We start from the raw sequence: 17,989 nt of genomic DNA, 5'->3' as shown, positions 1-17,989 counted from the left end.
ATGAAATCTGCCATTGTTTCTGTCTCTGTCGCCACTGTGTGGACCAAGCCGGAGTCGCCGCGTGATATTGACCAAGTAGCGCTTCAATCCCCGGTAGATGCACGAAGCTGGCTCGCTTCCCTTACTGTTGAGGAGAAGCTCGGTTTTTACGACAATAACGCGATTCAAACCCAAGCGTTGTACGGTACACGCGTAGAGGTAGTGGAGGAGCAAGGGGAATGGTCACATATTCTGATTCCTGATCAGACTACGAACAAAAGCGCAACAGGCTATCCCGGCTGGGTTCCGTCTCGTCAGCTAGCACCGTGTTCAGATGCCTTTGAGGTACAGCAAGGCCAAAAGCTGGCGATGGTCACGGCGGCGTTTACCCATCTACACACAGCCGACAAGAAGCCAGACATGGAGCTTGCCTTTTTGACCAAACTGCCGCTGATCGAGGAAGCCACAGACTGGGTAACGGTAGCGACACCGAGCGGCACAGGACTTTTGCCAAAAGCAGACGTCCAAATCGTCAAGGCAAACGAGCCCATCGAGCTTTCCGGAAATCGTGGAGAGGCAATCGTAGAAGCGGGCAAGCGATTCCTCAACCTGCATTATTTATGGGGCGGTATGTCCTCTTACGGGTATGACTGCTCAGGATTTGCGTACAACATGCACCGATCTGTCGGTCTCCAGATTCCGCGTGATGCATCTGATCAGGCAAAAGCTGGACAGCTCGTGGAAAAAGAAGCTTTGCTTCCGGGCGATCTGCTGTTTTTTGCCCATGAAGAGGGGAAAGGCAGAGTCCATCACGTGGGTATTTACATGGGGAATGGCGAAATGATTCATTCTCCGGATTCGCGAAGTGCCATCGAGATCGTCAAGATGGATGGCTACAAGCTCGAAAAGGAACATTGCGTCTCCAGACGATACTGGTAAACGGATAACGGGGAGGAGTGGCCAGATGCAACGAAAGAAGCTGGTCCAAGTAAAGAACCTGACAAAAACCTTTACGTTGGGTAAAGGGCTCTCACTTACGGCAGCGGACAATGTCTCCTTCGATATATATGAGGGGGAAACGTTTGGACTGGTAGGGGAATCTGGCTGCGGCAAATCGACCACAGGCCGTACAATCATCGGATTGTATCAACCGACGACAGGGGAGGTCATTTTTGATGGGCAAAACGTCCATCAGGCATCATCTGCTGAGCGGAGCAAGCTGACACGCCATATGCAAATGATTTTTCAGGACCCGTATGCTTCTCTGAACCCCCGAATGAACATTGCGGAAATCATTTCAGAGGGCCTGTATCTTAATGGGCTATATAAAGGGAAGGAACGAATGAAACGTGTGATCGAGCTGTTGGAGATGGTTGGTTTGCAAAAAGAGCATGCCAACCGTTTCCCGCACGAGTTCAGTGGTGGTCAGCGACAGCGGATAGGGATTGCGCGGGCGCTTGCCGTCAATCCTACCTTCATCATTGCCGATGAGCCGATTTCGGCACTCGATGTTTCGGTTCAGGCACAGGTCGTTAATTTAATGAAGAAATTGCAGCAGGAACAAAAGCTGACGTATTTGTTTATCGCGCATGATTTGGCGATGGTTAAGCACATCAGTGACCGTATTGGCGTCATGTACCTGGGCAATATGGTCGAGATGACTGCCAGTGAAATCCTTTACGAATCACCGAAGCATCCTTACACGCAGGCGTTGTTGTCGGCCATTCCTGTCCCCGATCCCGATTTGGAGAAAAGCCGTGAGCGCACTATTATCGAAGGTGACGTTCCGAGCCCGATCAATCCACCTAGCGGCTGTGTGTTCCGTACGCGCTGTCCGGTAGCCAAAGCAGTATGCGCCGAAAAGAAGCCTATCTGGCAGGAAGTAGACACCAACCACTTCGTCTCCTGTCACTTGTATCAGTAGTCTTCGATTTTATCAGAAGATTCGACACTGTCTTTTTGCCATCCCTGATTAACGGGGATGGCTTTTTCTTCATAAACTTTTAATTCTATCGCATGAAAGGGCTTTCATCAACTATTTGCAGATGAGAACTGTTAATATTCTGTAAACTGGCAGGAATCGAACGGGTTTTGTCGAAATACGGATACAGTAAAACATTCCGTGACTCACCTACTTCATCGTGATCTTCCATTCCAGAGAAGTGAGGGTTGCATATGACTCTGAGTACCTCCTCGTTCCATTCAACTCCCCGTCGTTGGCGGGAAGTGGAGACACAGTTGGGAATTGTTGTCCCTCGATCGCTTCGATCGGACACTTCGGCTCTACTGTTTTTGGAAAGCGTCGCTGCAACACCCATGTTGGACAAAGAAGAAGAGCTTGCTTGCCTGATTCGCTATCAAAGGGATGGCGATCTTGAAGCACGTGAAACGATTGTGCGCGCCTATTTACGATACGTAGTTAGTACTGCTTTGCGCCATTTGAAAAGAGGGATGCCGTTCCTGGATTTGATTCAGGAGGGCACGATAGGTTTGTTTACCGCGATTGAAAAATTTGATGTGGGACGAGGCGTGCGTCTCTATCATTACTCGCACTGGTGGATCTCTCAAGCGATCACCCGTGCCATCAACGACAAAGCAACTTTGATTCGCATTCCTGTCCACATGCATGAGCAGATTCGTCAGTATCAGAAGCAAGTACTACATCTCGTCCATGCTTTGAACCGGACGCCAGATCGGCAGGAGATTGCCGTACTCTTGGATATTCCATTAGAAAAGGTGGAGGCCATCGAGCTGGCTCTCATGATGAAGATGGAATCCATCGACGCTGAGCTGGATAGTGAGAAATGGCAAGCTTGGCATGAAGACGAGAGCTTGAGCTACGCAGAAATCATGGATGATGGGTTGTCCTCGCTGGATGACTGGATTGAAAAGGTAGACCTTCGCTCGCAAATGCGCGCAGCGTTGGAGCGACTTAGTCCCCGCGCCCAAGAAATTATCTCCATGCGGTATGGTCTCTATGATGATCAAGTGTATACGCTGGAGGAAGTGGGGAAAATGTTTGGTCTTACCCGCGAGCGTATTCGCCAAATTGAAGCGACGACGATTGACCGATTGCGAACGCAAAAAGCTTCACACGTATTAAAAGATTATTTAACCTAACATAGGATTTGGATATTTCGGCCCCTCTTCGTACAGAGGGGTTTTTTCTGTCAGAAATGGTCGAATTCTCAAAGTGTCAGACTCACAGCGGGAGAAGCGTAGTCTTTTTCTCCTTGTGGTAAACTGGTAAGATAGCTTCATGATTTTTTCGCTATTTTAAAGAAGGAGTTCAAAAAGGAGGATCGCTACATGGGCGATTATATGATAAGAGCAACGGGTTTTAATGGGCATGTTCGCGCATTTGCCGCACGCACGACAGAATCTGTCGAAGATATGCGTCGTCGTCACGACATGTGGAATACAGCGACAGCTGCAGCGGGACGTACGCTGACTATTACCTTGATGATGGGGGCTATGTTAAAAGGAAACGAGAGCCTCCATGTCAAAGTAAAAGGAGGCGGACCAATCGGGCAGATCATGGCGGAAGCAAACGCACATGGTGAAGGAATCGCGTATGTATCCAACCCGCACGTCCACTTTGAGCTAAACGATAAAGGCAAGCTCGATGTAGCGCGTGCAGTGGGAACAGACGGGTTTGTGTACGTAACGAAAGATCTCGGTCTCAAGGAGCCGTATCAAGGCAGTGCGCCGATCGTCTCTGGTGAGATTGGGGAAGACTTCACTTATTATTTTGTGATGTCCGAGCAAACGCCTTCAGCAGTAGGTGTGGGTGTACTGGTGAATCCTGAAGACCGTTCTGTTTTGGCTGCGGGTGGATTTATTCTTCAGCTGTTGCCGAATACGCCTGAAGAGGTTGTGGCAGCAATTGAAGAGCGCTTGGGACAGCTTCCACAGGTTTCTCGCATGATTGGCGAAGGTTTGACTCCTGAAGAGATTTTGGCCCGCGTATTGGATGATCCCAAAATCCTGAGCCGCACGGAGATTCAATTTAGCTGCAAATGTACAGCGAATAAGGTAGTTCAGGCACTGATCAGCATGGGACGCGAAGAAATGGAAGGTCTGATTGAGGAACAGGGCGAAGCAGAAGTACACTGTCATTTCTGTAATGAACGTTACCATTATGACAGATCCGCGTTGGAAGACATCCTGAAAGACATGTAAGCGCGGCGTCAAGTAGGGGAGTGTTGGCATGACCAACGTAAAAGGGTTGTGGGCATTCATTGGGGCGCTTGTATTGTTGCTGCTTGCCGTTACCTGGGCATGGTACCAGGCATCAGGCAAGCTGCAGCCTGCCGCCATCGTAGGGGATAAGACGATTAGCAACGACGAGTATGTAACGGCGCTGAAACAAAAGTTCGGTAAGCAAGTGCTAAACGACATGATTAACCGGGAAGTCGTTTTTCAAGAGGCGAAGCGATCCGGCATCACGGTTGATCCGAAGCAGCTGGAGCAAGAGCTTTCCCAGATTCGCGACAGTTACGGCAGTCGGACAGACAGTGAGTTTGAGGCTGCGCTGTTAAAACAAGCGGGGACGACCGTGGAAGCTCTGAAGCAGGAGATTTCTTACCAAATCCTGTTGCAAACTCTGGCAACGAAGGACATGACCATCAAGGATGAAGAGATATTAAAGGTCTATAATAGCCGATCTGACCGTTATACCCGACCGATGCAGATGCGTTTAGGGCAAATCGTCGTGGCTTCACAAAAAGAAGCGGAACAAGTTTTGGCTGATTTAAAAAACGGGGCCGACTTTCAGACGATTGCCAAAGAGCGTTCGATTGATGCGGATACAGCGGTGAATGGCGGCGATGTAGGCTGGGTTTCCATCAAGGATAATCGATTGCCTGACGAGGCGAAGCCCATTGTAGAAAAGCTGGAGAAAGACAAATATAGCGAAGCGATCAAAATAGAAGATCAATACGTCATTTACCAACTGATAGAGCGCAGGGAAGCCAGTCAACGGACGTTTGAAGAGGTAAAAGATGAGCTGCGCCGAGAAATTGCATTTGCCCAGGTTGAGTCGCTGGATGTCGTGCTGGAGCGATTGCGAAAATCGGTAGGGGTCCAGATTTCTGGGCAAATGCCTCATTGACCAAATAGGCTACCGTTGATATAATTATGTCAATAAATCCTAGCGTTTTACTCGGTTATGAAAAATAGGAGGGGCAGAACATATGCGCGTGGCTAATTCCATTACCGATTTGATTGGATTTACTCCGCTTGTAAAGCTGAATCGTGTTGTCACCGAAGATATTGCGGACATTTACTTGAAGCTGGAGTTCTTCAACCCGGGAAGCAGTGTAAAAGACCGAATTGCGTTGTCGATGATTGAGGCAGCAGAGGCAGATGGAAGTCTGAAACCGGGTGATACCATCATTGAACCTACGAGCGGAAATACCGGTATTGGACTCGCGATGGTTGCTGCTGCAAAAGGATATCGTGCTATTCTGGTCATGCCAGAGACGATGAGTATGGAACGCCGCAATCTGTTGCGTGCATATGGTGCGGAGCTGGTTCTCACACCAGGCAGCGAAGGGATGGGCGGAGCGATTCGCAAAGCGGAAGAGCTGGCGAAAGAAGATAGCTCGTATTTCATTCCGCAGCAATTTAAAAACCTGGCAAACCCGGCCATTCACCGTGAGACGACTGCCCGTGAGCTGTTAGATCAAGCGAAGGAAATCGGCGGTGTAGATGCGTTTATTTCCGGTATCGGTACAGGCGGAACGATTACGGGTGTAGGGCAAGTTCTTCGTGAACACTATCCAAATGTGCAAATCGTGGCTGTTGAGCCTGCGGCTTCGCCAGTTTTGTCTGGCGGCAAACCAGGTCCACATAAGATCCAAGGGATCGGGGCTGGCTTTGTCCCAGAAATTCTCGATACCCAAATCTACGACGAGATCATTAAGGTAGAAAACGAGGACGCTTTTGAAACCGCGCGTCGTGTTGCTCGTCAGGAAGGTATTCTCGGCGGGATTTCTTCTGGAGCAGCGATCCATGCGGCTCTGCAAGTAGCAGCCAAGCTCGGCAAAGGCAAAAAAGTGATCGCTATCATTCCTTCGAATGGGGAGCGTTATTTGTCCACGCCTCTTTATCAGTTCGAAGATTAATTGTAAAAAGATACCGCAAGACCACGGAGCGCCATGTTGGCTACGTGGTCTTTTCTTTTTGTATCAGGCAACTATATAATGAACGGATAAATAGTGAAAACCGGAGCGTGAAGAGGAAGAATGTTCCCTACCTTTGCTGATTGCCAGACATATGCCTTATCTTATTCGTTGGTTCCCCTAGCCCTGCGTAGACCGTGGTCTTCGACGTTTGATCCGTGGCAGGTGCTCACAAAACTACAGCCTTCTCTGCAAAATGCTGTCCTGTTGGAAAGTGGACGAGCTGGGCGGTATACCTTTTTGGCATATGAGCCTATCGCTACGCTGCGCAGTCAGCGAGGAGAAACCATCGTTTCGTACCCAGAAGGAAAAATTGAAAGCATAGATGCTAACAACCCATTGAATGCTTTACGAGAGCTGCTATCTCGTTACCGTACGCCTGCGATTCCAAGTATGCCGGATTTTTCCGGAGGGGCTGTAGGCTATATCAGCTATGAGATGAACCGCTTTTTTGAGCCCCGCTTGCCACAGATAGCGACTGACGACTTACAGTTGCCAGACCTGTATGTTATGATAATGCAAGACCTTCTTGTCTTTGATCATGAGACCCGAGAGATCATTTGCCTGACGCATTTGAACGCGGACAATTTGACCGAAGAGAGCTATCGACAAGCAGGACTCCAGCTGGAAAAACGTATGGACTCGATTGCTTCATTGGCAATGGATCACGATGAGACAGATTGGGAAGCTTTGCGCAAAAGACCGCTTGCCAAGCTGGTGCCAGCGTCAGTATCCTTTGCCAAAGACCAATTCGAGAATGCTGTTCGTCGTGTGCAGGAGTACATCGCCCAAGGGGATGTTTTTCAGGTCAATCTGTCGGTGCGGCAAAGCAAGCCGGTGCAGGTGACAGCCCCAGAAGTGTACGATGTGCTTCGCAAGCTGAATCCATCTCCTTATATGGGCTATCTGAGCTTCCCTGAATTTCAATTGGTTAGTGCCTCGCCAGAGCTACTTGTAAAGGTAAAAGGCAAGGAAGTGCATACGCGTCCGATCGCCGGTACACGTCCGCGCGGATTAACGGACGAGCAAGACGATGCGTTGGCACGTGAGCTGATTGATAATGAAAAGGAACGCGCAGAGCATGTCATGCTGGTTGATCTGGAACGCAATGACATGGGCCGCGTCTGTCGCTTTGGCAGTGTGGAGGTCAGCGAATTCATGGTCGTGGAGAAATATTCCCACGTCATGCATATCGTCTCCCACGTCAAAGGAGAGCTGGCAGCAGGCAAGGATGCGCTTGATGCGATCGAGGCGACTTTTCCGGGAGGGACGATCACCGGAGCGCCCAAGGTTCGCACGATGGAAATCATCGAAGAGCTGGAGCCAGTCAAGCGAGGCGTCTATACGGGGTCAATCGGCTGGTTTGGCTTCAATGGCGATATCGAGGTCAACATTGCCATCCGCACTATGGTGATCAAGGATGGCGTAGCTCATGTGCAGGCGGGAGCGGGTATTGTGATTGACTCGGTTCCAGAGGCTGAGTATGCCGAGTCATTGAAAAAGGCAGAAGCGTTGTGGAAAGCGCTTGAGTTGAGCGAGCAGAGAACGATGAGTTGAGAGGAGATGAGTGTACGATGATTTTGATGATTGATAACTACGATTCCTTTACCTACAATTTGGTGCAGTATGTGGGAGAGCTTGGGGAAGAACTGCAAGTGTATCGCAATGACAAAATTACACTGGAAGAAATCGAACGATTGGCACCTGATTATTTGATGGTGTCTCCAGGGCCGTGCACACCAAATGAAGCGGGGATCAGCATGGATGTGATCCGCCATTTTGCCGGAAAAATTCCGATTTTGGGTGTTTGTCTGGGCCATCAGTCCATTGGGCAAGTGTTTGGCGGAAAAGTCATTCGGGCGGAGCGCTTGATGCACGGAAAAACGTCGGAAGTTTTCCATGACGGCAAAACCATCTTTCAGGACATCCCTTCCCCTTTTACAGCGGCACGCTATCATTCCTTGATTATTGAGGAAGCGTCCATTCCGAGTGAGCTGGAAGTAACCGCCCGGACAGCGGAAGGAGAAATCATGGCTGTGCGCCATCGGGAGTACCCAATCGAAGGCGTCCAGTTCCACCCTGAATCGATTATTACCGAGCACGGCAAGCAATTGCTGAAGAACTTCCTTACTGCATACGCGCGCCATACGACAGGTTAACACATAGAGACGACAGGAAAACCGCCTTTTTTCGAAGGCGGTTTTTTATTTACATACTCTTTATACAACATTCATGGTTCCTCGATATACGGCTTGTACAATGAAACAGAAGAAGGCAAAAAAGGAGAGATAGTAAATGGATGTAAATCGTCGACAGTTTTTGACTTATCTCGGTGTAGGGACAGCGGCGTTGGCTTCGGTAGCAACAGGAATTCCTGCTCTGGCAGCTGGTAATACCCTATCAGGAAAAACAGCCGACCATCTGTTTGGTCTCGATACAAAAAAACATAACTTCAATCCGAAATTCAAAGAAATTCATCCGACTACGAAAGACGATGTTGTGCTGCCGGACGGCTTCAAATACGATGTAGTGGCTTCCTATGGCGATAAAATCAATGCAGCAGGAGATACCTTCGGATTCAACAATGACTTCACCTGTTTCCTGCCAATCGAAGGCAAATCCGATCATGGCCTGCTTTGGGTGAATCACGAATATTTAGGTGAGTTGGAATATTACGTGAATGGCTATGACTATCTGAATGCAGATGAAGATGACAACAAACGTACCCCTGAGCAAATCAAGAAGTACTTGTATGCACTGGGCGGTTCCGTTATTGAAATCAAAAAAGAAAATGGCAGCTGGAAGCTTGTTTCCGATTCCGAATATGGCCGTCGGGTAAGCGGACTGACCAAGCATGTGTTGACTGGCCCAGCAGCTTCTATTGCTAAAGAAGTAACCGGAACATTTGCAAACTGCTCTGGCGGCGTGACGATGTGGAATACAATTCTTTCCTGCGAGGAAAACTACATGGACGTCGTCGGTGATTGCAAGCTGCCTGAAGCCGAGCATTATGGCTGGGTTGTTGAGGTTGATCCATTTGATCCGAAATCGACTCCGAAAAAGCATACGGCACTGGGCAGATTCTCCCACGAAAACACGGCGATGGTTCTGGCTCCATCTGGACAATTGGTCGTTTACATGGGGGATGATGCGAAGGACCAATACGTGTACAAGTATGTATCTAAAGGCAAGTACGATCCGAAGGCAGGGAAAAACAATTCCAAACTGCTGGAAGAGGGTACACTGTACGTTGCCAACTTCGGTAAGGGCAAGTGGATTGCGTTGGATTTCGCAACAAACGAAGCACTGAAAAAGGCAGTCAATGCAGATGGCAAACCAATGTTTGCTTCTCAGGCTGACGTGCTTCTCAACTGCCGAGATGCATCCAAAGCAGTAGGGGCTACCCCGATGGATCGCCCAGAAGACCTGGAAGTGCATCCGATTGATGGTTCCGTCTTCATTGCCTTGACCAACAACGACAAGCATGGAAACTTCTACGGACAAATCGTTCGCCTGTTCGAGAATGACAACAACCATGCAGGCTTGGAGTTTACGTTTGAGATTTTTGCAGCAGGTGGACCACAAAGCGGTTTTGCGGCGCCAGACAACATGGCTTTCGACAGCGCGGGTAACCTGTGGGTCGTGACAGATATCTCGTCCTCGTCGATGAACAGCGGTATTTATAAATCCTTTGGAAACAATGGTGTGTTTTTCATTCCAACAACGGGTAACAGCAAGGGAGAAGCCGCACAATTCGCGTCTGCACCAGTAGGCGCTGAAATGACAGGCCCTTGGTTCACCCCTGATGAAAAAACACTGTTCCTGGCGGTGCAGCATCCAGGTGAAAACCTGAAGTCGTATGACAAGCCGACCAGCCACTGGCCTAAAGGCGGAAATGCAGTAGCCATGCCGAGCGTGATTGCTATTACAGGTTTCTAGGACAAGGAGTGTAACAGATTATGCTGTCGAGCATCGGTATTCCTGGATTAATTCTGATCCTGATCATTGCTTTGGTGATTTTCGGGCCGAGTAAACTGCCAGAGATCGGTCGTGCTTTTGGACGAACCTTGACCGAATTTAAAACCGCAGCAAAAGATTTGACCAAAGACGATGATGAAAAAGAGAAGGCTCCAGAAGAAGCGTTGAAACGAATCAACTAATCCAGCCTGAGAGGAGGCGGTGCGTACACGAGACGCACTGCCTTTTTTCCGCGCATGAGGAGGAGTTAGAGTGAGCAAAGAGATGCCTATACTTGAGCATGTTACAGACATGCGCCGCAGAATTTTGCTTGTGCTGTCTGTTCTGGTTGTCAGTATGGTTATCTGCTTTTTGTTTGTGGACCATATTTATTTGGCGTTAGCGAATCATTCAGGGGAAAAGCTGGCGATTCTTGGGCCGGGAGATATCCTGTCGATCTATGTGAAGTTGTCCGCAGTCGGTGCGCTTGCGATAACAATCCCGGTTGCCGCGTATCAAGTTTGGCGCTTCGTGGTGCCCGCATTGGAAGAAAGAGAGCGAAAAGTGGCGCTTATGTATATCCCGGCTCTATTCCTGTTGTTTATTTTCGGGCTTTCCTTCGCCTACTTTGTGCTCTTTCCTATGATGTACAAATTTGTACTGGGGCTATCCAACGGGAATTTTGAACTGGTCATTACAGCGAACGATTATTTCACCTTTATGCTCAATCTGTGTCTGCCGTTTGGGTTGCTTTTTGAACTGCCAGTTATCGTTTTATTTTTGAGCCATTTGGGGATTCTCAACCCGCATCGCTTGGCTAAAATGCGCAAACCCGCCTATTTGGTGCTCGCGATTATCTCGATTACCATTACGCCGCCTGATTTTCTTTCCGATATTATGGTAATTGTGCCACTCATCGTTTTATATGAAATCTCCATTACTATCTCGCGTTTCGTACATGGCAAACGTGTGCAGGAGACAGCGGTTTCCTCGGAAAATATGATATGATGCTCTCGACTATATAATCGGGAGAGAGCGAAGATGCACGTTTATGTTAACGGGACGATATGTCCAGCTCACGAGGCTACAGTATCAGTATTGGACCACGGTTTTTTATACGGCATTGGTCTGTTTGAAACGTTACGTGTATATGACCGCAAGCTATTTTTATGGAATGCCCATTACGCCCGGCTCTGTTCCGGGCTTTTGGCGTTGCAGATTCACCCTGCCTGGACCAAGGGAGAATTGGCTGAAGCTATTATGCAGACAATTGATGCCAATGATTTGCGTGATGCTTACGTCCGCTTGAGTATTACGGCTGGCGCAGAAGGAGTAGGCTTGGTAGCAGGGGGGTACGAGCGTCCGTCCTTATTTGTATTTGCCAAACCCGTAGCTCCTTTAGCAGTACCTCCTTCGCCAAAACGGTTGCAGACATTGGCGTTGGCAAGACAGACAGCAGAAGGCCAGCAGCGCTTTAAATCGCACAATTACTTAAACAATGCCCTTGCTCGACAAGAACTCGGCGCACGTCCCGATGTGGAAGGTCTGTTTTTGACGCATGATGGCTTCGTGGCAGAAGGAATTGTGAGCAATGTGTTCTGGGTCAAGAACGGCAAGTTGTTTACCCCTTCTATTGATACGGGCATTCTTGATGGTGTGACGAGGCGACATGTTTTGACTTTGGCACAGCAATTATCGATGCCTGTCGAAGAAGGTCGGTATCACTTGGAAGATCTGCTCAACGCCGATGAAGTCTTTACGACAAATTCCGTGCAAGAGATCGTTCCGGTTACCGAAATTGACGGGCAATCCGTTCCTTCGACATATGGTACATATTCGTACGAACTGCACCGCGCCTACCGTCAGTCTGTAGCGGCTAGCGAGTAAATTATGGTATGCTACTATTCAATGTGCGAAGACGGAAAAAGGGAGTTTGGTCATGAAATACAATTCATTTCGAATCCATGCTGCGACCTTCGCTGAGATGGTATCGGAGCTTGTCAAAAGGGGAGTACCTGTTCCTGAAGCCGAACGCATGACGGAAGCGGGGACGATCCTGAAGATTCACACGGAAAACATGAGTGTGGCAACAGCACAGAGTGTGAGAGAGATTATGCACTCTTTTGATGCGGAAGCCGTTATCTCAGACCAACCAGGTACTGCCGACAAAAAATACGTGCTGCTGTTGGCTTCACACAAGAAGATGGATTTGGCGTTGGATTATATGAAAACCCAAACGGAAGAACTGCGAGCGTTGGCGGCAGAGGTACGGGAAGTTTTAGCTATGCCTGCCAAGCTTCGTGCGCGCCGCGAACTGAACTGTGGCCAGTATGTCCTGCCATTGGGAGAGCGTACGCTAGTCATGGGTATTTTGAATGTGACACCTGATTCGTTTTCGGATGGCGGTCGCTATGTCGATGTGGAGGCAGCACTGGTACAAGCGCGTGCAATGGTTGAGGCTGGAGCTGACCTGATTGATATCGGGGGAGAATCGACACGTCCGGGGTCGGAAGCAGTCGATGAGGCGACGGAGCTGGACAGAGTGCTGCCAGTCATTCGGATACTTTCGCAGGAATTGTCTGTTCCGCTGTCCATTGACACGTACAAAGCGGCAGTTGCGGAACAGGCCATTTTAGAAGGGGCACATATCATCAATGATGTATGGAGAGCGAAGCGTGATCCGCGGATGGCAGAGGTAGCTGCTCGTCTCGATGTGCCCATTATCCTGATGCACAATCGTGAAGACACGGACTATCACGACTTTTTCCCAAACTATATCAAAGACCTGCGTGAGTCAGTACAGATCGCCTTGCAGGCGGGGGTAAAACAGGAGCGAATCATTCTTGATCCGGGGATCGGGTTTGTAAAGACTGTCGAGCAAAATCTCGAAACGATGCGCAGGCTGGATGATCTGGTAGGGTTGGGCTACCCCGTTCTGCTCGCTACTTCACGCAAGCGGATGATCGGCCATGTTCTCGACTTGCCTGTAGATGAACGTGTCGAAGGTACGGCAGCGACAGTTGCTCTCGGGGCGGCAAAAGGCTGTCATATGGTACGGGTGCATGACGTCAAAGAAATGAAGCGCGTGACGAAGATGATGGATGCGATGCTAAAAGGGGGCATTTAACCTTGGATAAAATCTACTTCAATGGCATGTCTTTTTACGGATATCATGGTGTGTTTGGAGCAGAGGCTGAACTGGGCCAACGGTTTTATGTCGATTTGGAGCTATCGCTCGATTTATCCAAAGCCGGAGAAAGTGACGATCTTCATGATACAGTCAATTACGCCGATATCTTTACTTGTGTGCAAAAAATTGTCGAGGGTGAACGATTTCATCTGGTCGAAAAACTGACTGCCGTGATAGCAGAACGTCTATTGGAGCAATTCCCTTTGCATGAAGTCAAAGCAAAAGTAACCAAGCCGAATCCGCCGATCAATGGGCATTACGAGTCGGTTGCGATTGAGATGATCCGTAGAAGAGAGGATTTTGCTTCATGACAGTTTGTGCGTATTTAGCGTTAGGCTCCAATCTCGGGGATCGGGCACAGAACTTGCGCCGGGCGATACAGAGACTGAATGAGCAACCTGGAATTCGCGTCCTTCGTACCTCCTCTGTTTATGAGACGGATCCATTTGGTTATGTTGAACAAGACGCATTTCTGAATATGGCGATCGCTGTGGAAACAGAACAGACCCCAGATCAGCTGCTAGAGACGGCGTTGTCAGTAGAGCGAGAGCTGGGACGTGTACGAACAGTTCGATGGGGACCGCGCACGATTGATATTGACTTACTGTTGTACGGGACATCTCGTGTTTCGCAAGACAATCTCATGATTCCTCATCCCGGGCTGAGCGAGCGTGCTTTTGTACTCGTGCCGCTTCGAGACGTTTGGGAAGGCGGCGTTTTACCTGAGCATAACCAGACCATTGATCATTATCTTTCCTTATTGGTAGAAGATCACAAGGGGGTACGTGAGTGGGGAGCAATCAACTGGGAAATCGAATCCGGTCCTTCCGAAAGCTAAAAGGGTATACGCAACAGTCCCTTTCGGAAAAGATGGGAGTGTCACTGTCGTTTGTTGGATCGCTAGAGAGAGGAACTCGTACGCCAACAGAGCCTGTATTACGTAAGATCGCCAGCACTTTACAGGTAGACTACGATGAATTATGTGCTATAAATAAGTGATGTAATGAAGTTTGGATAGGATTGTCCTCTCCAAGACCCCGACTAATCGGGAATAAGGAGGCGAAAATAGATGAAAATCGGCAATATCGAATTAAAAAACAACGTAGTTCTCGCTCCAATGGCAGGTGTTTGTAATCCTGCTTTTCGTCTGATTGCCAAGGAGTTCGGTACTGGATTGGTTTGCGCCGAGATGGTAAGCGACAAGGGCATTGTGCACGGAAATAAAAAAACGATGGATATGCTGTTTGTCGACGAACGCGAAAAACCACTAAGCTTGCAGATTTTTGGCGGAGACAAGGAAACCTTGGTGAGTGCGGCGAAATATGTAGACCAGCATACGAACGCGGATATCATTGATATCAACATGGGCTGTCCTGTGCCGAAAATTACGAGCTGTGATGCAGGTGCGCGTCTGTTGCTCGATCCAGATAAAATCTACGAAGTCGTATCTGCTGTAGTCGATGCGGTCGACAAGCCGGTTACCGTGAAGATGAGATTGGGCTGGGACGAAGATCATCTGTACGTACTGGATAACGCCAAGGCGGTAGAACGTGCAGGTGGCAAAGCGATTGCCGTTCATGGACGCACCCGCGTACAAATGTACAAAGGGAAAGCGGACTGGGACTGGATCCGTCGGGTGAAGGAAACCGTTTCGATCCCGGTGATTGGAAACGGGGATGTGGCTACTCCTGAGGATGCGAGACGCATGCTGGATACAACGGGTTGCGATGGCGTTATGATTGGACGTGCTGCTCTCGGAAATCCGTGGATGCTGTATCGCACCATTCAATACCTGACGACGGGCGAGCTTGGTCCAGAGCCAACCGCACGTGAAAAGATGAATATTTGTTTATTGCATGCAGAGCGTTTAATCGCGCTGAAGGGTCCGAGAGTGGGAGTCCTTGAGATGCGCAAGCACGCGGCGTATTACTTGAAAGGCTTGAAGGGCTCGACGCACACGAAAAATCTCGTGAATGCAGTTGAGACAGAAGAGGAGCTTCGCAGCGTCCTCATGAACTATGTCGACTGGATTGAAAACTACGCAGATGACAGCGAAGAACCGCTGGAAACAGAACGTGACGAGGCTGTCAGCTACTAAAATTGGTGGTTCATTCCAGACATTGACAAGGGTTCCTTCATATCCTATAATACTCCGTAATATTGGGAGCCGAGCTGCCAGTCCACACTGGCAGCTTTACCTTTGAACCTCACAGACGATTGCATTCTGCTGTATATTGTATAGAACATCTACATATAATCCTTTGTACTTTACCCAGTATAAATGGAATCATTTTTTAAAACGGGGGAATTGAACCATGTCTGAAAAAGAAGTCATCCTTACACCAGAAGGTTTAACGAAGCTGGAACAAGAGCTTGAAGATTTGAAAACGGTTAAACGCAAGGAAGTAGCTGCTCGTATTAAAGAAGCGATTAGCTTTGGAGATATCAGTGAGAACTCTGAATACGAAGAGGCAAAGAATGAGCAAGCGTTCATTGAAGGCCGCATTCTGACGCTGGAAAAAATGCTGCGCAATGCCCGCATCATCACAAATGAAGATGTAGATACAGGTGTTGTAAGCGTTGGTTCCCGTGTGAAGCTGAAAGACCTCGAGTTCGGTGATGTTGTAGATTACACGATTGTAGGTTCTGCTGAATCCGATCCGATGAACAACAAGATTTCCAACGAGTCCCCGGTAGGTCAAGCGCTCCTCGGCAAAGCAAAAGGCGCGATTGTTGACGTTAACGTACCGGCGGGAGTCATTCAGTACGAGATTCTTGATATTAACCTGTAAGCAGTCGATCTATGGCGTACCTTTTGCGAGGTACGCCGTATCGCTATTATAAAAGTCTGTACAAAATTGTTAATGCAGGCATTTTCTAGAGGAGTGAGTAAAATGGCAAACGAGCAAGACCTACAGCAAGAAGAACAGCAACAGGAAGGGCTCCACGAGCTTCTTCAAGTGCGTCACGACAAAATGAATCAATTGCGTGAGTGGGGCTTTGATCCGTTCGGTAAAAAATTCGAGCAAACGCATCACGCTGCAGATATAACGAAAGCTTTTAGCGAAAAGAGCAAGGAAGAGCTGGAAGCGGAAGAGAACGTCGTTACGATTGCAGGCCGCTTGATGGCGAAACGTGGAATGGGTAAGGCGAGCTTTGCTCAACTGCTGGATCGTTCCGGACAAATTCAAATCTACGTCCGTCAGGATACCGTTGGCGAAGAGCTGAGCAAAGTATTTGATTTGGCTGATATCGGTGACATGATCGGTGTAACTGGTGTTGTTTTCAAAACAAAAACCGGCGAGCTTAGTGTAAAAGCAAAGGAACTTTCCTACCTGACCAAATCACTGCGTCCACTGCCTGAGAAATACCATGGTCTTAAAGATATCGAGACTCGCTACCGCAAGCGTTACGTGGATTTGATTGTGAATCCAGAAGTTCGCGACACGTTCATTACGCGTAGCCGCATTCTGACTTCGATGCGTCGTTATTTGGACAACCTGGGCTATCTGGAAGTAGAAACACCTACACTCCATGCGATTGCCGGTGGTGCATCTGCTCGTCCATTTATCACGCATCACAATGCATTGGATATGCAGCTTTATATGCGTATTGCAATTGAGCTGCACTTGAAACGTCTGATTGTCGGTGGCCTGGAAAAGGTGTATGAGATCGGTCGCGTATACCGCAATGAAGGTATCTCTACTCGTCACAACCCTGAGTTCACGATGATTGAGCTGTACGAAGCTTATGCCGACTACCAGGATATCATGAACCTGACTGAAGAAATGGTTGCTCATATCGCACAGGAAGTATTGGGCACTATGAAAATTCAATATCAAGGCAATGAGATTGACCTGACACCAAAATGGCGCCGTGTACACATGGTAGATTTGATTAAGGAAAATCTCGGTGTCGATTTCTGGAAGGAAATGAGTGACGATGAAGCGCGTGCTTTGGCAAAAGAGCATGGCGTATCCGTTGAGCCTCACCATACGTTCGGACATGTAGTGAATGAATTCTTTGAGCAAAAGCTGGAGCATACGCTGATTCAGCCTACCTTTGTTTACGGTCATCCTGTGGCGATTTCGCCATTGGCGAAGAAAAATGACCAGGATCCGCGATTCACGGATCGTTTTGAGTTGTTTATCGTAGCTCGTGAGCATGCTAATGCATTTACAGAGCTCAATGATCCAATTGACCAGCGCGAACGTTTTGAAGCACAGCTCTTGGAAAAAGAAGCTGGTAACGACGAAGCGCATGATATGGACGACGATTTCATTGAAGCGCTGGAGTACGGCATGCCGCCAACTGGAGGATTAGGAATCGGAATCGACCGTCTGGTAATGCTGTTGACCAACTCTCCTTCTATTCGCGACGTACTGCTGTTCCCTCATATGCGTAACCGCGACTAGTCTAGCAGAATAAAACCATCTGAGAAAAACTCAGGTGGTTTTATTTTTTTACTTGCACTTAAAAAGGTTAAGTGTTATATTAATACCTGTTCTTCTTTTTTACTTAATCGATCACAAAAATGATGTGAAAATAGTTCTTGCTTTTCCTTCAAGAAATGTGATAGATTAATGAGGTCGCTGAAAAACACGTTAAAAAAACTTGTTGACACGACTTGGACAACCTGATAAGATAAAGAGGTTGTTGTGAAAATGCTCTTTGAAAA

At 48.4% G+C, this 17,989-nt stretch carries 19 protein-coding genes; all 19 read left to right on the top strand.

Annotation, left to right across the window (positions count from 1 at the left end; genetic code table 11):
• Entirely contained in the window at positions 1-918 is a 918-nt protein-coding gene (locus C7R91_RS27925) for a C40 family peptidase (RefSeq protein ID WP_047074796.1), read from the top strand.
• A 25-nt stretch (positions 919-943) separates the two neighbouring features.
• Entirely contained in the window at positions 944-1,903 is a 960-nt protein-coding gene (locus C7R91_RS27920; RefSeq protein WP_047074794.1) for an ABC transporter ATP-binding protein, read from the top strand.
• A 251-nt stretch (positions 1,904-2,154) separates the two neighbouring features.
• A complete protein-coding gene (locus C7R91_RS27915) occupies positions 2,155-3,099 on the top strand; it encodes a sigma-70 family RNA polymerase sigma factor (RefSeq protein ID WP_047074793.1) in 945 nt (314 codons plus the stop codon).
• A gap of 189 nt (positions 3,100-3,288) precedes the next feature.
• The gene (gene hslO / locus C7R91_RS27910; protein ID WP_047074791.1) at positions 3,289-4,161 is read left to right on the top strand and encodes an Hsp33 family molecular chaperone HslO; all 873 of its coding nucleotides are present in this window, start codon (positions 3,289-3,291) and stop codon (positions 4,159-4,161) included.
• 28 nt (positions 4,162-4,189) lie between these two features.
• On the top strand, positions 4,190-5,092 hold the full coding sequence (locus tag C7R91_RS27905) for a peptidyl-prolyl cis-trans isomerase (RefSeq protein ID WP_047074789.1): 903 nt from the start codon (positions 4,190-4,192) through the stop codon (positions 5,090-5,092).
• Positions 5,093-5,174: 82 nt separating this feature from the next.
• The gene (gene cysK, locus C7R91_RS27900) at positions 5,175-6,107 is read left to right on the top strand and encodes a cysteine synthase A (protein WP_047074787.1); all 933 of its coding nucleotides are present in this window, start codon (positions 5,175-5,177) and stop codon (positions 6,105-6,107) included.
• 120 nt (positions 6,108-6,227) lie between these two features.
• Positions 6,228-7,721 (top strand): anthranilate synthase component I family protein, encoded by a 1,494-nt coding sequence (locus C7R91_RS27895; RefSeq protein ID WP_047074786.1) that lies wholly within the window; start codon positions 6,228-6,230, stop codon positions 7,719-7,721.
• A gap of 17 nt (positions 7,722-7,738) precedes the next feature.
• Complete coding sequence (pabA, locus tag C7R91_RS27890) at positions 7,739-8,323, top strand: aminodeoxychorismate/anthranilate synthase component II (RefSeq protein ID WP_007725240.1); 585 nt, start codon at positions 7,739-7,741, stop codon at positions 8,321-8,323.
• A gap of 136 nt (positions 8,324-8,459) precedes the next feature.
• On the top strand, positions 8,460-10,103 hold the full coding sequence (locus C7R91_RS27885) for a PhoX family protein (protein WP_047074784.1): 1,644 nt from the start codon (positions 8,460-8,462) through the stop codon (positions 10,101-10,103).
• Between the two features lie 20 nt (positions 10,104-10,123).
• Positions 10,124-10,324, top strand: a complete 201-nt coding sequence (tatA, locus tag C7R91_RS27880; RefSeq protein WP_017247013.1) for a twin-arginine translocase TatA/TatE family subunit — start codon at positions 10,124-10,126, stop codon at positions 10,322-10,324.
• Between the two features lie 70 nt (positions 10,325-10,394).
• Positions 10,395-11,129 (top strand): twin-arginine translocase subunit TatC, encoded by a 735-nt coding sequence (gene tatC / locus C7R91_RS27875; protein WP_047074782.1) that lies wholly within the window; start codon positions 10,395-10,397, stop codon positions 11,127-11,129.
• A 33-nt stretch (positions 11,130-11,162) separates the two neighbouring features.
• Entirely contained in the window at positions 11,163-12,008 is an 846-nt protein-coding gene (gene pabC, locus C7R91_RS27870; protein WP_047074780.1) for an aminodeoxychorismate lyase, read from the top strand.
• Positions 12,009-12,060: 52 nt separating this feature from the next.
• A complete protein-coding gene (gene folP / locus C7R91_RS27865; protein WP_174769398.1) occupies positions 12,061-13,248 on the top strand; it encodes a dihydropteroate synthase in 1,188 nt (395 codons plus the stop codon).
• 2 nt (positions 13,249-13,250) lie between these two features.
• Positions 13,251-13,622 (top strand): dihydroneopterin aldolase, encoded by a 372-nt coding sequence (gene folB, locus C7R91_RS27860; RefSeq protein WP_047074778.1) that lies wholly within the window; start codon positions 13,251-13,253, stop codon positions 13,620-13,622.
• The gene (gene folK / locus C7R91_RS27855; RefSeq protein ID WP_047074776.1) at positions 13,619-14,149 is read left to right on the top strand and encodes a 2-amino-4-hydroxy-6-hydroxymethyldihydropteridine diphosphokinase; all 531 of its coding nucleotides are present in this window, start codon (positions 13,619-13,621) and stop codon (positions 14,147-14,149) included. The genes folB and folK overlap by 4 nt, the downstream gene beginning before the upstream one ends.
• The gene (locus C7R91_RS27850; protein WP_047074774.1) at positions 14,101-14,310 is read left to right on the top strand and encodes a helix-turn-helix domain-containing protein; all 210 of its coding nucleotides are present in this window, start codon (positions 14,101-14,103) and stop codon (positions 14,308-14,310) included. The genes folK and C7R91_RS27850 overlap by 49 nt, the downstream gene beginning before the upstream one ends.
• A gap of 70 nt (positions 14,311-14,380) precedes the next feature.
• A complete protein-coding gene (gene dusB, locus C7R91_RS27845) occupies positions 14,381-15,409 on the top strand; it encodes a tRNA dihydrouridine synthase DusB (protein WP_047074772.1) in 1,029 nt (342 codons plus the stop codon).
• Between the two features lie 217 nt (positions 15,410-15,626).
• Complete coding sequence (greA, locus tag C7R91_RS27840; RefSeq protein ID WP_047074771.1) at positions 15,627-16,103, top strand: transcription elongation factor GreA; 477 nt, start codon at positions 15,627-15,629, stop codon at positions 16,101-16,103.
• A 102-nt stretch (positions 16,104-16,205) separates the two neighbouring features.
• Positions 16,206-17,726 (top strand): lysine--tRNA ligase, encoded by a 1,521-nt coding sequence (gene lysS, locus C7R91_RS27835; protein WP_047074767.1) that lies wholly within the window; start codon positions 16,206-16,208, stop codon positions 17,724-17,726.
• Positions 17,727-17,989: the final 263 nt, after the last annotated feature.

This window comes from Brevibacillus formosus (assembly GCF_003013405.1).
Taxonomy (GTDB): Bacteria; Bacillota; Bacilli; order Brevibacillales; family Brevibacillaceae; genus Brevibacillus; species Brevibacillus formosus.
Note: the sequence above shows the minus strand (reverse complement) of the source record. Positions and strands in the feature narration are given on the sequence as shown.

Coding starts and splice junctions, on each gene's coding strand:
- greA (WP_047074771.1), top strand. CDS start 15,627: ATGTCTGAAAAAGAAGTCATCCTTACACCAGAAGGTTTAACGAAGCTG.
- pabC (WP_047074780.1), top strand. CDS start 11,163: ATGCACGTTTATGTTAACGGGACGATATGTCCAGCTCACGAGGCTACA.
- C7R91_RS27885 (WP_047074784.1), top strand. CDS start 8,460: ATGGATGTAAATCGTCGACAGTTTTTGACTTATCTCGGTGTAGGGACA.
- C7R91_RS27895 (WP_047074786.1), top strand. CDS start 6,228: ATGTTCCCTACCTTTGCTGATTGCCAGACATATGCCTTATCTTATTCG.
- tatA (WP_017247013.1), top strand. CDS start 10,124: ATGCTGTCGAGCATCGGTATTCCTGGATTAATTCTGATCCTGATCATT.
- folP (WP_174769398.1), top strand. CDS start 12,061: ATGAAATACAATTCATTTCGAATCCATGCTGCGACCTTCGCTGAGATG.
- C7R91_RS27915 (WP_047074793.1), top strand. CDS start 2,155: ATGACTCTGAGTACCTCCTCGTTCCATTCAACTCCCCGTCGTTGGCGG.
- C7R91_RS27925 (WP_047074796.1), top strand. CDS start 1: ATGAAATCTGCCATTGTTTCTGTCTCTGTCGCCACTGTGTGGACCAAG.
- cysK (WP_047074787.1), top strand. CDS start 5,175: ATGCGCGTGGCTAATTCCATTACCGATTTGATTGGATTTACTCCGCTT.
- C7R91_RS27920 (WP_047074794.1), top strand. CDS start 944: ATGCAACGAAAGAAGCTGGTCCAAGTAAAGAACCTGACAAAAACCTTT.
- hslO (WP_047074791.1), top strand. CDS start 3,289: ATGGGCGATTATATGATAAGAGCAACGGGTTTTAATGGGCATGTTCGC.
- lysS (WP_047074767.1), top strand. CDS start 16,206: ATGGCAAACGAGCAAGACCTACAGCAAGAAGAACAGCAACAGGAAGGG.
- pabA (WP_007725240.1), top strand. CDS start 7,739: ATGATTTTGATGATTGATAACTACGATTCCTTTACCTACAATTTGGTG.
- C7R91_RS27905 (WP_047074789.1), top strand. CDS start 4,190: ATGACCAACGTAAAAGGGTTGTGGGCATTCATTGGGGCGCTTGTATTG.
- folK (WP_047074776.1), top strand. CDS start 13,619: ATGACAGTTTGTGCGTATTTAGCGTTAGGCTCCAATCTCGGGGATCGG.
- dusB (WP_047074772.1), top strand. CDS start 14,381: ATGAAAATCGGCAATATCGAATTAAAAAACAACGTAGTTCTCGCTCCA.